Origin of the sequence: Glutamicibacter sp. BW78 (genome assembly GCF_002332245.1) — a bacterium.
Taxonomy (GTDB): domain Bacteria; phylum Actinomycetota; class Actinomycetes; order Actinomycetales; family Micrococcaceae; genus Arthrobacter_H; species Arthrobacter_H rhombi_A.
The window spans coordinates 1-16360 of sequence record NZ_NRGU01000020.1; the positions used below are offsets into that span (position 1 = coordinate 1).

A 16360-nucleotide genomic window follows, 5' to 3' on the forward strand; every position below is an offset into this window, starting at 1 on the left:
CCGCCCACCCGCTCTACCCGAAACTTCCCCACCTCTCTTCCACGATTGGAGCCTGATCATGGCCGATCTCCTGCCCGAGCACCCCGAATTCCTGTGGCGCAATGCCGAGCCCAAGCCCTCCTATGACGCAGTGATCGTCGGCGGCGGCGGACACGGTCTGGCCACCGCCTACTACCTCGCCAAGAACCATGGCATGACGAATATCGCCATCCTGGAACGCGGCTGGCTAGCCGGCGGCAACATGGCCCGGAACACCACGATCATCCGCTCGAACTACCTGTGGGATGAGAGCGCCGCGCTGTACGAGCACTCCCTCAAGCTCTGGGAAGGGCTGCCCGAGGAACTGGATTACGACTTCCTGTTCTCCCAGCGCGGCGTGATGAACGTGGCCCACACCCTGCAGGAAGTGCGCGACTCCAAGCGTCGGGTCAACGCCAACGTCCTCAACGGCGTGGACGCCGAATGGTTGGACCCCAGCCAGGTCAAGGAGCTGTGCCCGATCATCAACACCGGGGACGACATCCGCTACCCGGTCATGGGCGCCACCTACCAGCCGCGCGCCGGCATCGCCAAGCACGACCATGTCGCCTGGGCTTTCGCCCGCAAATGCGACGAGATGGGCGTGGACATCATCCAGAACTGCGAAGTCACCGGATTCGTCAAGGACGGCAACCGCGTCGTCGGCGTCGAAACCAGCCAGGGACGCATCCTCACCGACAAGGTCGGCTTATGCGGTGCCGGTCACTCCTCGGTCCTGGCCGAAATGGCGGGATTCGAACTGCCGATCCAGTCCCATCCGCTGCAGGCTCTGGTCTCCGAGCTCTTCGAGCCGGTCCACCCCACGGTCGTGATGTCCAACCACGTCCACGTCTACGTTTCGCAGGCGCATAAGGGTGAGCTGGTCATGGGCGCCGGGGTGGACCCCTATAACGGTTATGGCCAGCGGGGCGCCTTCCACGTCATCGAAGAACAGATGTCCGCCGCCGTGGAACTGTTCCCGATCTTCTCCCGGGCGCATCTGCTGCGCACCTGGGGCGGCATCGTCGACGTGACCATGGATGCCTCCCCGATCGTCTCTCCGACACCGATCGAGGGCATGTACGTGAACTGTGGCTGGGGCACCGGTGGCTTCAAGGGAACCCCCGCCGCCGGCTACACCTTCGCCCACACGATCGCGACGGGGGAAGCACATCCGCTGAACGCCCCCTATGCGCTGGACCGTTTCGAGACCGGACAGCTGATCGACGAGCACGGCGCTGCCGCCGTCGCCCACTAGACCCCTCACCGTCAAAAGGACTTCCCATGCTGCTCATTGAATGCCCGAACTGCGGGCCACGCGATGAAACCGAATACCACTACGGGGGTCAGGCGCATGTTGCCTACCCGGAGAACCCTGCGGAGCTGACCGACAGCGAATGGTCGCGCTACCTCTTCTACCGCAAAAACCCCAAGGGCATCTTCGCCGAACGCTGGAACCACGCGGCAGGCTGCCGCAAATGGTTCAACGCGCTACGAGACACCTCGACCTACGAAATCCAAGCCATCTACCAACTGGATGAGCCACGACCGGATCTGACATCCCCCGAGCTGGCCCAGGCACGGCAGAACACCCCCGAAGGAGGAGCACGATGAGCCCCACGCAGCCCGCAGCGCCGCTGGCAGGTCGACTTGAGGCCGAGCAGGTCCAGGGTCGCGGGATCGACAGGTCCCGCACCATCAGCTTCACCCTCGACGGACAGAGCCTCGAGGCCCATCCCGGTGACACGGTCGCCTCGGCCGCTCTCGCCGCCGGGCACATCGCCTGCGGCAACTCGCTGTACCTGGGCCGCCCCCGCGGCATCCTGGCAGCCGGTGTCGAGGAACCCAACGCACTGATCACCGTGGCCTCCCGCTTTGCCGGCCAGGTCGACGAGTCCATGCTCCCGGCCACGGTCACGCACGTGACCGACGGAATGAAAGCCAACTACCTCAGTGGCTTGGGTGTGCTGGACCCGCGCCGTGACGAGGCCTACTACGACCGCAAGTACGTGCACGCCGATGTGCTCGTCGTCGGCGCCGGGCCGGCAGGTCTGGCCGCAGCCCGGCAGGCAGCAGCCGCCGGTGCCCGCACGATCCTGATCGACGAACAGCCTGAGCCGGGTGGATCGTTGCTCTCCTCCAGCACCGAGGAGATCAACGGTGTCCCGGCGGCCCAGTGGGCCGCCGAAACCGCCCAGGAATTGGAGCAGGGGCAGGAGTTCACCTATCTGGCCCGCACCACTGCCTTCGGAGCCTACGACGAGAACTACATCATCGCCGTACAGCGTCGCACCGACCACCTGGCCGAGGACCCGGGTGTCGGCGTCTCCCGCGAACGCATCTGGCATATCCGCGCCCAGCAGGTCGTGTTGGCCACCGGTGCCCATGAGCGTCCGCTGGTCTTCGCCAACAACGACCGCCCCGGCGTCATGCTCGCCTCAGCGGTCCGCAGCTACCTGAACCGGTACGGTGTCGCCGCCGGCTCCCGCGTCGTGGTGGCCACCACCAACGACGCCGCCTACGCAACGGTCGCCGACCTGCACGCAGCCGGTGTGGACGTCGCAGCGGTCGTCGATGCCCGCACCGAGGCCTCTGCCGAGGCGTCGAAGGTGCTCTCGGCCACCGGCGTCCGCTCCATCCTCGGATCCGCTGTGGTGGACACCGCAGGCGATCAAGCAGGTCGGGTTGCTTCGGTCAGTGTCAGTGCACTGGATCAGGAAGGCCAGGCCACCGGCACCGCCGAGGAGATCGACGCCGACCTGTTGGCCGTCTCCAACGGCTGGAGCCCGGTCGTGCACCTCTACAGCCAGCGTCAGGGCAAGGTCGCCTGGAATCAGGACATCGCGGCCTTCGTTCCGGGCAAACCGCTGAAGAACATGCACACGGCAGGGGCCTTGAACGGTTCCTACGATCTGGCCTCCTGCCTGTCCGAGGGCCACGCCCGCGGTGGCGACGCCATCGCCGCCGTCGGGCAGTCGGCCTCCGTCGTTGCTGCATCCGCCGCAACCTGCGCCATCGCGCCATCACGGCCGCTGTGGCTCGTGCATGGCACCGAAGGCAGCGAGGGCGAATGGGACACCCATTTCGTGGACCTGCAGCGCGACCAGACCGTGGCCGACGTCGTCCGCTCCACCGGGGCCGGCATGCGTTCGGTGGAACACATCAAGCGCTACACCTCGATCAGTACCGCCAACGACCAGGGCAAGACCAGTGGCGTGGCAGCCATCGGTGTGATCGCCGCTGTCTTGGGCATCGACGAGCTCGGGGAGATCGGCACCACCACGTTCCGTGCCCCCTACACCCCGGTGGCCTTCGCCGCCTTGGCCGGCCGCCAGCGCGGGCAGATGCTCGACCCGGCCCGGTTGACCTCCATCCACCCCTGGCATCTGGCCCACGGCGCCGTCTTCGAGGACGTCGGACAGTGGAAGCGGCCCCGCTACTTCCCGCTGGACGGGGAAGACATGGATACCGCTGTTCAGCGCGAATGCGCGGCAACCCGTGAATCCGTGGGCTTCCAGGACGCCACGACCTTGGGCAAGATCGAGATCCGTGGTCGTGATGCCGGGGAGTTCCTGGGCCGGATCTACACCAATGGGTTCAAGAAGCTCAAGGGCGGGATGGGCCGTTACGGTCTGATGTGCACCCCCGATGGGATGATCTACGACGACGGCGTGACGCTGCGGTTGGAAGAGAATCGCTATTTCATGACCACCACCACCGGTGGCGCGGCGAAGATTCTGGACTGGCTGGAGGAATGGCTGCAGACCGAGTGGCCGGACCTGGATGTGGTGTGCACGTCGGTGACCGAGCAGTACTCCACGGTGGCCGTCGTCGGACCCAAATCCCGCGCCGTCATCGCCAAGCTCGCCCCCGACCTGGACCTGTCCAACGAGAACTTCAAGTTCATGGCCTTCCGCGAAACCACGTTGGCCAACGGGATCCCGGCACGGATCTGCCGGATCTCCTTCTCCGGGGAACTGGCCTTCGAAATCAATGTTTCGGCCTGGTACGGGCTCAAGGTATGGGAAGACGTCGCCGCAGCCGGCGCCGAATTCAACATCACCCCGTACGGCACCGAGACCATGCACGTGCTGCGCGCCGAAAAGGGATTCATCATCGTCGGTCAGGACACCGACGGCACGGTGACCCCGCAGGACGCCGGGATGGACTGGGTGGTTTCCAAGCTCAAGGACTTCATCGGCAACCGCTCCTACGCCCGTGCCGATACGGCCCGCGGGGACCGCAAGCACCTGGTGGGTGTGCTGCCGGTGAATAAGACCACGCTGCTGCCCGAGGGCGCCCAGCTGGTGAACGCCGGAACGCCCATCACCCCGGAACAGGGTCCGGTGCCCATGGAGGGCCACGTGACCTCCAGCTACCGCAGCCCGGCCCTGGGCCGGACCTTCGGTCTGGCCTTGGTCAAGAACGGCCGGAACCGCATGGGCGAGGTCGTCCAGTCCTTGCTGGACGGCGAACTCGTCGACGTCGAAATCACATCCCCCATCCTCTACGACCCTGAAGGGAGCCGTCGCGATGGCTGAGAACACCTTGGAAGCACCCGCCGTGAGCCAGGAGGTCGCCGCGCTGCGTACCAGCCCGGTCGGCTACCTGGCCCAGGACATGGCCGCCGGCTCCGTGAGCGGTGAACGGGGGGTCACCCTCCGGGAACTGCCGTTCCTGACCCAGATCGGCCTGCGGGTCGTCCCGGGGTCGGCCACGGCCCAGGTGCTGGAATCGGCGCTGGGGCTTTCCCTGCCCCGGCGCGTGGGCGAGGTCAGCGGCAACGAGACCTTATCGGTCCTCTGGCAGGGCCCCGATGAGTTCCTGCTCGTCGGCCCACCGGACAGCGTGGATGCAGCACCCCTGGCCGCGCTGCTGGGCGACGGCGAGGACGCACTGCCCGGATCCGTCGTCGAACTCTCCGGAAACCGCACCACCCTGGAGCTTTCGGGCCCCTCGGCCCGGTCGGTCCTGGAAAAGGGCTGCCATTTCGACCTGCACCCCTCGGTCTTCGGCACCGGTTCGGCCGTCTCCACGGCCATCGGCCCCGTACCGGTGTTCTTGTGGAAGACGGAAGAGAACACGTTCCGGATCCTGCCCCGCGCCTCCTTCGCGGACTACATGGTGCACTGGCTGCTCGATGCCATGCTCGAATTCGCGGCGGCAGAGGTTCCCTGATGGCACTGAGCACTCTGGACCTGTTCTCGGTCGGAATCGGTCCGTCCTCCTCCCATACGGTGGGTCCCATGCGGGCTGCCCGGCGGTTCACCGCCGGGCTGGCCGCGGACTCCCTGCTGGACTCGGTGGCCCGCGTCAAGGCCGAACTCTTCGGCTCCTTGGGGGCCACCGGGATCGGACACCACTCGGACCAGGCGGTGATCCTGGGTCTGGCCGGCCACGACCCGGCGACCATCAACACAGACACCGCCGGGGACCTGGTGTCCTCCTGCATCCGTGAGGGGCGACTGCCGCTGGACGGTGGCTCCGATATCGACTTCAACGACGAACGCGATGTGGTCCTGCATCGGCGCAAATCGTTGCCGGCCCACCCCAACGGCATGATTTTCCAGGCCTTCGGGGCGGATGGGGAGACGATCCGGGAGAGCACCTACTACTCCATCGGCGGTGGGTTCGTCGTCGACGACGTCTCCGCCGAAGCCGACCAGCTGGTCTCCGACGAAACCCCGTTGCCGCATCCGTTCAGCAGCGGAGGTGAACTGCTGGCCGCCTGCCGGACCTCCGGGCTGTCCATTGCCGAAGTGATGATGGCCAACGAGAACTCGTGGCGGCCCGAAGCGGAAACCCGTGCAGCGCTGCTGCATATCTGGTCGGTCATGGAGGAATGTGTGGAAAACGGCTGCACCCGCACCGAACCCGTGCTGCCCGGCGGGCTGAAGGTCCGCCGTCGGGCCCCGGAACTGCGGGAGAAGCTGCGCCAGCAGGAGGCGGATGGCCGGATCGGTGGTCTGGAACCGGCCGACCCGCTCTGGGCGATGGAATGGGTGAACCTCTATGCCCTGGCCGTGAACGAGGAGAACGCCTCGGGCGGTCGCATCGTCACGGCACCGACCAACGGGGCCGCAGGCATCATTCCTGCGGTGCTGCATTTCTATGCACGGTTCATCGACGGCGCGGATGAGGACGGGATCGTCACCTTCCTGCTCACCGCCGCGGCCATCGGCATCCTGTTCAAGCAGAACGCGTCGATCTCCGGCGCCGAGGTCGGCTGCCAGGGTGAAGTCGGTTCCGCCTGCTCGATGGCTGCCGCCGGGATCTGCGCAGTACTGGGCGGCACACCGGAACAAGTCGAAAACGCCGCGGAAATCGGGATTGAGCATAATCTGGGCTTGACCTGCGACCCGGTGGGCGGGCTGGTACAGATCCCCTGTATCGAACGCAATGCCATCGCCTCGGTCAAGGCCATCAACGCGGCCCGGCTGGCCCGCCACGGCGACGGCGAACATCGTGTCACCCTGGACCAGGCCATCGAAACGATGCGTCAGACGGGAGCCGATATGAAGGATAAGTACAAGGAAACCTCGCGCGGCGGCCTCGCCGTGAACGTCATCGAGTGCTGAGCACCCCTCCTCCACGAGAAAGCAGGACACCATGGTCCAGGCCTCCGAATCCCCCCTCCACGAATTCGTGCTGAGCTTGGACTGCCCCGAACGGCCGGGCATCGTCCATGCCGTTTCGGGGTTCCTGCTCAAACATGGCGGGGACATCCATGAGCTGCGCCAATTTGATGACTTCCATGAGGGCAGGTTCTTCCTGCGGGTCCACTTCGTCAGCCGTCCGGGCCCCGACTCGCCGCAGGTCGCCGTGGATCCGGAGCTGGAACTGCAACGGCTGCGTGGGGCCTTCTCCGAGCTCGGGGCCGGCTACCAGATGCAGTGGAGCCTGCGGCCGCTGAACGAAAAGCGCCGCGTGCTGGTCATGGTCTCCAAATTCGGTCACTGCCTCAACGACCTGCTGTACCGTTCCCGGATGGGTGAACTGCCCGTGGAGATCGTTGCGGTCGTCTCCAACCACCTCGACCACCAGTCATTGGTTCAATGGCATGGGATCGACTACCACCATGTGCCCGTCACCGCGGAAACCAAACCCGCGGCCGAGGCCCGGCTGCTGGAGCTGATGGAGGACTACGACGTCGAACTGGTGGTTCTGGCGCGCTACATGCAGATCCTTTCCGACGAGTTGAGCCGCCAGCTCACCGGACGCACCATCAACATCCACCATTCCTTCCTTCCCAGTTTCAAGGGGGCCAAGCCCTATCACCAGGCCCACGCCCGCGGCGTGAAGACCGTCGGGGCGACAGCCCACTACGTGAACAGCGAACTGGACGAGGGGCCGATCATCTCCCAGCAGGTTCAGGACGTCGACCACACCTTCTCCCCCGCCGATCTGGTCGCCGCAGGACGCGATACCGAATGCCGGGCGCTCTCCAACGCCGTGCGTTGGCATTGCGAGGGCCGGGTCTTTCTGCTGGAGAACAGGACAGTGGTCCTGCGCTAGCCGGCGACGATAGGCTGGAGGACCAGGATGCCTCCCCACGCGGGGAGGGAGCGGAGGTTGGGATGGCACAGGAACGCCAGGCACTGGTCATTGTCGGAGTCGATGGTTCCGCTTCGTCGGTGGAGGCCCTCCGTCAGGCACAGCATGTTGCCGTCGGCTTAGACGCCCGGATCGAGGCGACCGCCTGCTGGGATTACCCGCCGATGCCCGAACGATACGAAGTCATGGGCATCGAGGGATTCGAAGAACGCGTCGAACATACGGTCGCCGCCGCCTTGAAGGAGGCCTACGGGCCTGAGCTTCCGGAGAATGTGTCGGTGCGGTTGCGTCAGGGCAGCGCCCGACCGACGCTGATCGAAGCCAGCAAGGAAGCCGATATGCTCATCGTCGGTCGCCGGGGCCGTGGAGGGTTCGTCGGATTGCTGATGGGCTCGGTCAGTTCGGCCTGCATCGCCAGGGCTTACTGCCCGGTGCTGGTCGTGCGCGGTCCGGCCCTGGCCGATACCGAGATCCCCGACTAATCCACGCCCCGCCCCGGAGCCCGATACTCAGGGCCCCAGCGCCTCCACGGCACAGCCGATGAGCAGGACGTAGCCGGCGGCCACGGCACAGGCCGGGGCAGCCACCACGGTGGTGGTCAGCCCGAGGCCCAGCCCCACCAGGCCCAGCACCACCAGGCACGCCCCGAGCCAGAGGAAGACCGGTGCGGCGAAGGCCCGGGCATAGGGCAGGAAGTGTGCGCCCACCGCCAGCGCAATCACCGCCGGTTGAAGCTCTTCATGTCCGGTGGATTCCAGCCACCGCATCCCGATGAACATGATCGCCAACATGCCCAGCACGCCGCCGACGTAGACGATCCCGCCGGTCCGGTCCGGCCGCGGATGGGGTGGGAGCGGCCGGGGTCGCAGGAGCACCGCCCAGATCCACAGTCCGAGCGCGGCCAACCCCAGGAGCCGCAGGGCGGCGGTCCAGGGTCCGGGTAGGGCCTCGGTGTTGAAGAAAATGAAGGCGCAGCCGCCCAGCGCGCCGACCAGGGACCCGGAGACGCGGGGATGGCCGAGGCGGCGGTAACCGGGCACGGGGGCCAGGCTACCGCCGCCGTCGCTTCTGGTGTCGGTCAGATCGGTGCTCATCGGGCGGGTTTTCATGTCCTGTTTCCCTCGTCGGTTCTTCCACCACGGTAGGTGGATCGCCGTTCACGGGACAGTGACATCGGTCATGACCGCGCCCACACCACACCCGAGCCTTAGTCCAGGTGGGTCGGGGCGAACATCTTCAACAAAGTCTGGACCACGACCACGTTCGGGCCCTCGGCGGCAAAGGATTCCTCCAAGGCCTGCCGGACGTCTTCGGGGGCCACGGCGCGTGCCGGGATGCCGAAGGATTCGGCCAGGGCGACAAAATCCGGGCGGGATAGTTCGGTGGCCGTCGCCTGGCCGAACGCACCTTCCATGTATTCACGCAGGATCCCGTAGCCGCCGTCGTCGACAATCAGCCAGGTCACCGCGGTGTTGTGCTGTTTGGCGGTGGCCAGCTCGGCGATCGAATACATGGCCGAACCGTCACCGGAGACCGCTAGCACGCGTCCGTCGATCCCGGTTTTGCCGTCCACGGCCAGGCCCACGGCCCCACCGATGGCCGCCGGGTAGCCATAGCCGAGGCCGCCGGCCCCCTGAGCCGAATGGAACTCGCCCTCGCGGGCATCCCAGCAACTCCACCCCCAGTAGGCGGCAATCGTCATATCCCAGAAGGTCTGCATCGACGACGGGACCGCGGCACGGATATCGTCCATGAACTTTCGTTCCATCCCCAGGTCCTGGGCGTCCAGACGCGCTCTCACCAGGTCCAGGGTGTCGGCGACCACCTGCTCGGGGGTCTTCCCGTGCCAGTCAACAGATTCGCCCTGTTGCCCGCCTTCCGCGGTGCGCTGCTCCTCCAGAGCGTCCGAGAGGAACTGCAGGGCGGTTTTCGCGTCGGCACGGATGCCGAGCGCCGGGCTGTTGGATTCCAGCACCCGCGGTTCGGCATCAATCTGGATCAGGCGTCCACGCGGGGCCAGGGTGAAGTAGTTGGAGGTGACTTCGCCCAGGGAGGAGCCGATGACGATGAGCACGTCGGCATCTTCGAGGATCTCGGTGGTGTGCCGGTCCTCGATCCACGATTGCAGGCTCAACGGGTGCTTCCAGGGGAAGGCTCCGTTGCCCCCGGGCGAGGAGATCACCGGGGCGCGGAGCTGTTCTGCCACGCGCAGCAGCTCGGCCTGGGCCCCTGCCCGGCGGACACCGCCACCGGCAACGATGGCCGGGCGGCGGGCCTGGCCCAGCCAGCGGACCGCCTCCTCGATGAGTTCCACGCGCGGCGGGTGCTCGTAGGCTTCGGCGAGCGCATCGACGACCGGGGGGACGAAGACCTCGGAGAGCAGGACGTCCTGCGGGACCTCGACCCAGACCGGCCCCTGTGGCACGGTGATGGCATCGGACCAGGCGTCCTGGATGGCCGAGGGAATTCCCGAGGCATGGTGCACGGTGCGCTGGGATTTGGTGACGTTCGCTGCCGAGGCCTTCTGGTCATCGAGCTGGTGGAGCATCCCCTTGCGCCGGGCGCCGAGCCCGTCCAAGGGGATCTGGCTGGCGATGACGACCATCGGTACGCCCGTTGCGTAGGCCTCCTGCAGGCCGGCCAACGAGGTGAGTGCCCCGGGCCCGGTGGACAGGAACAGAACGCCTACTTCGCCGGTCGCCCGGGCGTAGCCGTCGGCCGCGAAGGCCGAGTTGTTCTCCACGCGGGAGGAGACGAATTCCAGTGGTGAACGGGAGAGGGCATCGAACAGGCCCAAGGCGTGCTGCCCCGGAATCCCGAAGACCGTCCGGGCGCCGAGCCCGCTGAGGGTCTCGATCGCCAGGTCGCCACCATTGCGCGGGGCGGTGTTCCCGGAGGTTTCCGGGGTGTTCTGCAAGGAGTCGGGCACTTAGGAGTCCTTCTGGTCGGTGGCTCGTTTATCCGCCATCAGCGAGACGAGGTCGTAGGCGACGTGTGAGGCCGCAATGCCGGTCATTTCGGCGTGGTCATAGGCCGGGGAAACCTCCACGAGGTCCGCTCCGACCAGGTTCATCCCGCGCATCCCGCGCAGGATCTCCAAGAGTTCGCGGCTCGTGATACCGCCGGCCTCGGGGGTTCCGGTGCCGGGGGCATGCGCTGGGTCCAGCACGTCGATATCCACCGAGATGTACAACGGGCGGTTACCGATGCGGTCGCGCAGCTTATCGACGATTTCGCGCACCCCCTGATAGTAGACGTCGGAGGAGGTCACGATGCCGAAACCGAAGCGCTGGTCATCCTCGAGGTCCTTCTTACCGTACAGCGGTCCACGGGTTCCCACATGGGAGATCGCCTCGGTATCGAGGATGCCTTCCTCAACGGCCCGACGGAACGGGGTGCCGTGGGTGTATTCGGCGCCGAAGTAGGTGTCCCACGTGTCCAGGTGCGCATCAAAGTGGAGCATCGCCACCGGCTCCCCCGCCCGCTCCGAAGCGGCACGCAGGAGTGGCAAGGCGATGGTGTGGTCCCCGCCGATGGTCATCAGCGACGAGCCGTCGGAGGTCAGGTCCAGGGCGTTCTGCTGAATGGTTTCGATGGCGTCGTTGATATTAAAGGGGTTCACGGCCATATCGCCGGCATCCGCGACCTGCACTGCCTCGAAAGGAGAGAGGTCCATGGCCGGGTTATAGGGGCGCAGCAGGCGGGAGGATTCACGGACGTGGTTGGAACCGAAACGGGCCCCGGGCCGGTAGGAAACTCCGGCATCGAAGGGGACGCCGACCACCTTGATGCCGGCATCGGGAGCCTGGTCCAGTCGTGGCAGCCGCGCATAGGTGGCCGGGCCGGCAAAGCGCGGAATCTTCGAGGAATCAATGGGACCGATTTTTCCGTTGGCCTCGACGCGGATCTCTTCCATGGTTCTCCTTCTCGATGGGCCACCTGAACGACCTCGCCCACGGTTGCCTAATAAGATACTTTCGTTGTCCCTTATGCTATTTGTGGCTTATGGCACAGTCAAGGCGCGCGGCCCCGAACCAGCCCATCGATCCATGCCGTGATGATCGCGGCCCGCGCCGTTGGCCGCGGCAGGCGTAGCGTTCGAACACGAAGGCCCTCGACACGTGGACGCCAGCAGGTACCCCTTCTCCGGGGGCAAGATCGCCCCTCCCGGGCGGCCGGCCAGCCATGGCGGAAGATCATCTGCCCGGTCATCCGGGATGCCTGCGGCATCATGCCGCAACCGTATTTCCGCTGGACCGAGAGCTCAGCGGTGCGTCATTGGCGCAGTTTCCTCCTGTTGGGACAGGGGGAAATCGCGCCACTGACCCGCGAGGTTTTGCGTGGGGCCGAACCGAATCCGCGGCTCAGACCGCGGGTCCATATCGGCCGAATACCGCTACCGTGATGCAGCGGGGACCAGCGTCCACAGGACCACTGCTTCCTCATCGGTGGGGTTGATCCATGAATGCGGTTCACGGCCGGGGAACGTCACCGAATCACCGCCCTCGAGTTCGAATCGTTCGTTGGCGAAGATGATGATGAAACGTCCCGACACCACATGCAGGACCTCGACCTCGCAGTCCACCGAATACAGTTCGTCCTCGCCTTGCCCGCGGGGTTCGATGACGGCCCGGATCACCTGCAGCCGCTTCTCCGAGCGGCTGGTCACCAGACGTTCGATAATGCCGTGACCACCCAAGGAGATGCGCGGGGCATCGTCGAAGCGGACCACATGGGTTTCTGGTTGGGCGAACAGCTCCCCCACCGACACCGACAGGACCTGGCATAAGGTGACCAACGAGGCCACCGAGGGTGAGGTGAGGTCGCGCTCGACCCGGGACAGGAAACCTTTGGTCAGCCCGGTTGACTCGGCCACCTGCTCGATGGTCATACGCTGGACGTGACGCGCGGCCCGGATCTTCGAACCGATCGCAATCGGGGCGTTGCTGGGCTCGACGGGCAAAGCCTTCATGGGCGGTGTACTCCGGGTCTTCGCATTGGATATCTGTCCTGCATGACGTCACACAGCATAGGCCAATTGACCTGTTAGCCAGATCACTTTAGCTTAGTAGGCAACAGATGTTTACCTGTAAACATCACCTGATTGTCATCTTCCTTCCCTTTTCGACCAGAGGTTCCTCATGGACATCATCAATATCGCGATTGTGATCGCGTACCTGATCGCGATGCTCGCGTTCGGCTGGTGGGGCAAGTCCCGCACCAAGAACAGCAGCGACTATCTGGTCGCGGGCCGACGACTCGGCCCCTTCCTCTACACCGGAACCATGGCCGCCGTCGTCCTCGGCGGTGCGTCCACGGTCGGCGGTGTGGGCCTGGGGTACGAATTCGGGCTCTCCGGCGCGTGGCTGGTGATCGCCATCGGCATCGGGGTGCTGCTACTGAGCATGCTCTTCGCCCCGCGCCTGCAACGACTGAAGATTTTCACCGTCTCGCAGATGCTGACGCTGCGCTACGGCTCCAAGCAGGCCACGAACGCCTCGGCGGTAGTCATGCTGGCGTATACCTTGATGCTCTGCGCCACCTCCACCGGCGCCTACGCGACGATCTTCGTCGTCCTCTTCGAATGGGAGCGCTGGATCGCCATCGCCGTTGGCGGGGCCATCGTCTTGATCTACTCCACCATCGGCGGCATGTGGTCCATCACCCTGGCCGACCAGGTCCAGTTCGTCATCAAGACCATCGGCGTCTTCGCCCTCATGCTGCCTTTCGCCCTGTCGGCGGCCGGCGGCTTCAACGGCATCTCGGCCGGCATCCCCGAACGCGCCCGCGAGGCCTTCTTCAGTTGGGGCGGCATCGGGGCGCAGACCATCATCACCTACTTCGTCGTCTACACGCTGGGCCTGCTGATCGGGCAGGACATCTGGCAGCGCGTGTTCACCGCCCGCACCCCGAAGGTGGCCCGCTGGGGCGGCGCCACCGCCGGCATCTACTGCGTCATCTACGGCATCGCCGGAGCCATCATCGGCATGTCGGCCCGCGTCGCGCTGCCCGGCATCGACATCGAGGCCTTGGGCAAGGACGTGGTCTACGCGGAGGTCGCCATGACCCTGCTGCCGGTGGCCGTCGGCGGCATCGTCCTGGCCGCCGCCGTCGCCGCCATGATGTCCACCGCTTCCGGTGCGCTGATTGCCGCAGCCACGGTGGCCCGCAACGACGTCACCCCCTTTGTCGCCGGCTGGTTCGGCAAGAAGATCGAGGTCAACACCGGCCGCAACCCCGAACACGACATCGCCGCCAACCGCTACTGGGTCTTGGGGCTCGGCGCCGTGTCCATCATCCTGGCGATCCTCGTCAACGATGTCGTCGCCGCCCTGACCATTGCCTACGACATCCTGGTCGGCGGGTTGCTGGTGTCGATCCTGGGCGGTCTGCTCTGGAAGCGGGGCAACGGTACCGGTGCTGCCCTGTCCATGGCGGCAGGCACGTTGGTCACCCTGACGACCATGATCACCCTCGAAGTCCTCTCCACCGAAAAGTTCGCCGGCGTCTACGCCAACGACCCGATCTACTTCGGTCTCGGTGCCTCACTCGTGGTCTATGTCCTGTTCAGCCTGCTCTCGGCGCCGACCCGCACCGAGGTGACGAAGCACTGGTCGGATCGCGTCTCCGGACGGGTCGATATGGAAGGCGTTTCCGCCGACCAGTAGAGGACCACAAAACCCCGCCGTCGCCCATCGTTCCCGGCGCGACGGCGGGGTTTTGCGTTCGAATCCGGGGAACTCCGCACCGGCTGCTCCCCCAGGGTCCCCGGTCAGGGCAGGCCGGCCGGCCGGCCGGGCGAGGAAAGAGGCCATGGCGGCACGGCGCTTTGATGGTCGAACCCCTGCCGAAACCCCTTTTTGGCCCCATGAGTCGAAACGAATCTAGCCGTGCCAGCATTGGGATGCAGTGGGGATGACGTAGAACACAGCTTGGGTTGCCTCGGCAATCGCGTTAGGCTGGAAAAAAGCTTCATGAGACGCGGGCAACAGCTCCGACTACCCGCGCACCAACCCCAGGTTCGTGGGTGGTTCGGATGAGGAAGCGGCCCGCACGACAACGTGTTGGGTAAGAACGCACGAGAGGAAATCCGTGGCGCAAAGCGTCTCCGTCCTTCCAATTTTCGATTCGATGCTAGGCACCGTCTGCCTCAACGTAGACGGTCAATGGGAACGCTTCATCGCGCCCCACCCTCAGGATCTCGACTATGCGCTGGCCAACACGGCCGGTCGACCGGTCTGGGAATCCGATTCCTGCGCACTGACCGTGCGCATCCCCCGGGCACACCGCCCCGACGGAGAAGCTCAGGTATTCTTCCTTGAGCGTCTGCCCGTTCGCGACCACGCCGAGGCTCCCTCGGGTATGCTGGTCGGCTGAAGGGGAGTAGTTCCACACCCCGCCCGAGCCGGATCACTGATCCGGCACGGGCGGAAGAGGATCTGTCGACATACTGATCGCCGACCAGGCGGTCCGGCAATCCACCCGGCTTCGACGCCGGGCGAACGAGACCTTCGGCCCGCTGATGGCGGTCCGAGGTTTGTTGTACCCCACCAACCTTTGACCGGCACCCCCGCCCCCGTGCGGGGACAACGACCCGATTAAAGGACCCCCGATGGCACCGGATGCCCCCTCCCCCGACGCCGACCCGCTCCGTGCGCAGTCCCCGCGTCGGGAGCCCACGCCCGCCGAGATCAGGCGCTGGCGCAAATACTTGGCCGATGAACGTGTTGAAGGCTCCATCTATCTGACCCTGGCCAAACGCCGTGACGGCGAGGAACGCCAAATCCTCTTGGGCCTGGCCCGTGCCGAAGCCCGCCACGAGGAACATTGGGCCACCCTTTTGGGCGAACACGCCCGGAAGACGGCACGGCCCTCCTTCAGCCGCGTCATGTTGCGTTTCATGGCCCGAAACTTTGGTTCGGTCTTCGTGCTGGCGCTGGCCCAACGAGCCGAAGGGTCCTCCCCCTACGACAATGATGCCGACGCCACCGCCCAGATGGCCGCCGATGAGCTGGTGCATGAGGAAGTCGTCCGTGGTCTTGCGGTCCGCGGCCGCAACCGACTTTCGGGAAACTTTCGGGCAGCCGTCTTCGGTGCCAACGACGGGCTGGTCTCCAACCTGGCCCTGGTGATGGGCATCGGCGCTGCCGGGGTGTCCAGCGCCCTCGTCCTCTTTGCCGGTGTTGCCGGCCTGCTCGCCGGCGCCCTGTCGATGGCCGCTGGCGAATACGTCTCCGTCCGGTCACAGCGCGAACTACTCACCGCTTCCCAGCCAACCCAGGTCACACTCATCGCCGCCCCGGATCTGGACCTGCAGGCCAACGAATTGGTTCTGGTCTATCGGGCCCGCGGGATGAGCCGGGAAGCCGCCGAGCACCGGGCCGCCGAACGGCTGGGAACTTTCAGCTGCGATTGCGACCCGTCCTTATCGCTGCAGCCCGAGGTACCCGAGACCGCCGGTGACGAACACGAAGCCCTCGGATCGGCTATCGGTGCTGCCGCCTCCAGCTTTTGCTTCTTCGCCTCCGGTGCCTTGATCCCGATCCTGCCCTACCTCTTCGGCATGGGCGGGCTACCGGCCCTGCTCTTGGCCTTGGTCCTGGTGGGGGTGGCTCTGATGCTGACCGGCGGTGTCGTCGGGCTGCTCTCCGGCGCCTCACCAGCCAAACGCGGGTTCAGACAATTGGCGATCGGCCTCGGAGCGGCAGGGGTCACCTATGCTCTGGGCCTGCTCTTCGGCGGCAATATCGGATAGGTTCCGGGCCCGTCCACGTCGACGGTCCGCAGA

14 protein-coding genes and 1 riboswitch are annotated in these 16360 nt (G+C 65.8%); of the genes, 10 read left to right on the forward strand and 4 right to left on the reverse strand.

Translation table 11 applies throughout. From position 1 onward, the window contains the following. The first annotated feature begins 58 nt into the window (after positions 1-58). The 7 genes from CIK75_RS02995 to CIK75_RS03025 all read left to right on the forward strand — a co-directional run bounded on the left by CIK75_RS02995 (position 59) and on the right by CIK75_RS03025 (position 8054). Positions 59-1276, forward strand: coding sequence for a sarcosine oxidase subunit beta family protein (locus CIK75_RS02995; protein ID WP_086995760.1), 1218 nt, complete (start codon positions 59-61; stop codon positions 1274-1276). A 26-nt stretch (positions 1277-1302) separates the two neighbouring features. Next, positions 1303-1632 (forward strand): sarcosine oxidase subunit delta, encoded by a 330-nt coding sequence (locus CIK75_RS03000; RefSeq protein WP_086995763.1) that lies wholly within the window; start codon positions 1303-1305, stop codon positions 1630-1632. Next, positions 1629-4559 carry a sarcosine oxidase subunit alpha family protein gene (locus CIK75_RS03005; RefSeq protein WP_086995766.1) on the forward strand — a complete coding sequence of 977 codons (2931 nt, stop codon included), beginning with the start codon at positions 1629-1631 and terminating at the stop codon, positions 4557-4559. Before CIK75_RS03000 ends, CIK75_RS03005 begins: the two co-directional genes overlap by 4 nt. Next, positions 4552-5196, forward strand: coding sequence for a sarcosine oxidase subunit gamma family protein (gene soxG / locus CIK75_RS03010; RefSeq protein WP_096223178.1), 645 nt, complete (start codon positions 4552-4554; stop codon positions 5194-5196). Before CIK75_RS03005 ends, soxG begins: the two co-directional genes overlap by 8 nt. After that, complete coding sequence (locus CIK75_RS03015; protein ID WP_096223179.1) at positions 5196-6596, forward strand: L-serine ammonia-lyase; 1401 nt, start codon at positions 5196-5198, stop codon at positions 6594-6596. Before soxG ends, CIK75_RS03015 begins: the two co-directional genes overlap by 1 nt. A gap of 31 nt (positions 6597-6627) precedes the next feature. After that, a complete protein-coding gene (gene purU, locus CIK75_RS03020; protein WP_086995774.1) occupies positions 6628-7533 on the forward strand; it encodes a formyltetrahydrofolate deformylase in 906 nt (301 codons plus the stop codon). Positions 7534-7595: 62 nt separating this feature from the next. Beyond that, entirely contained in the window at positions 7596-8054 is a 459-nt protein-coding gene (locus tag CIK75_RS03025) for a universal stress protein (RefSeq protein ID WP_086995777.1), read from the forward strand. 27 nt (positions 8055-8081) lie between these two features. Here CIK75_RS03025 and CIK75_RS16455 read toward each other — a convergent pair whose 3' ends face one another. From CIK75_RS16455 to CIK75_RS03045, 4 genes are all read right to left on the reverse strand, one after another. Beyond that, complete coding sequence (locus CIK75_RS16455) at positions 8082-8681, reverse strand: hypothetical protein (protein WP_241895258.1); 600 nt, start codon at positions 8679-8681, stop codon at positions 8082-8084. A gap of 98 nt (positions 8682-8779) precedes the next feature. Continuing rightward, positions 8780-10501 carry a thiamine pyrophosphate-binding protein gene (locus tag CIK75_RS03035; RefSeq protein ID WP_086995779.1) on the reverse strand — a complete coding sequence of 574 codons (1722 nt, stop codon included), beginning with the start codon at positions 10499-10501 and terminating at the stop codon, positions 8780-8782. Beyond that, positions 10502-11488, reverse strand: a complete 987-nt coding sequence (gene speB / locus CIK75_RS03040; protein WP_086995782.1) for an agmatinase — start codon at positions 11486-11488, stop codon at positions 10502-10504. It abuts the gene before it with no gap. A gap of 480 nt (positions 11489-11968) precedes the next feature. Beyond that, the gene (locus CIK75_RS03045; RefSeq protein WP_086995785.1) at positions 11969-12544 is read right to left on the reverse strand and encodes a cupin domain-containing protein; all 576 of its coding nucleotides are present in this window, start codon (positions 12542-12544) and stop codon (positions 11969-11971) included. Positions 12545-12713: 169 nt separating this feature from the next. Here CIK75_RS03045 and CIK75_RS03050 point away from each other — a divergent pair, with 169 nt between their 5' ends. From CIK75_RS03050 to CIK75_RS03060, 3 genes are all read left to right on the forward strand, one after another. Continuing rightward, a complete protein-coding gene (locus CIK75_RS03050; RefSeq protein ID WP_096223180.1) occupies positions 12714-14240 on the forward strand; it encodes a sodium:solute symporter in 1527 nt (508 codons plus the stop codon). Positions 14241-14542: 302 nt separating this feature from the next. Next, a riboswitch (SAM riboswitch) is annotated at positions 14543-14653 on the forward strand. A gap of 11 nt (positions 14654-14664) precedes the next feature. Continuing rightward, positions 14665-14949: a hypothetical protein gene (locus CIK75_RS03055; protein ID WP_086995791.1), complete on the forward strand. Its 285-nt coding sequence runs from the start codon at positions 14665-14667 to the stop codon at positions 14947-14949. A 235-nt stretch (positions 14950-15184) separates the two neighbouring features. Next, positions 15185-16327, forward strand: a complete 1143-nt coding sequence (locus CIK75_RS03060; RefSeq protein ID WP_086995796.1) for a VIT1/CCC1 transporter family protein — start codon at positions 15185-15187, stop codon at positions 16325-16327. Positions 16328-16360: the final 33 nt, after the last annotated feature.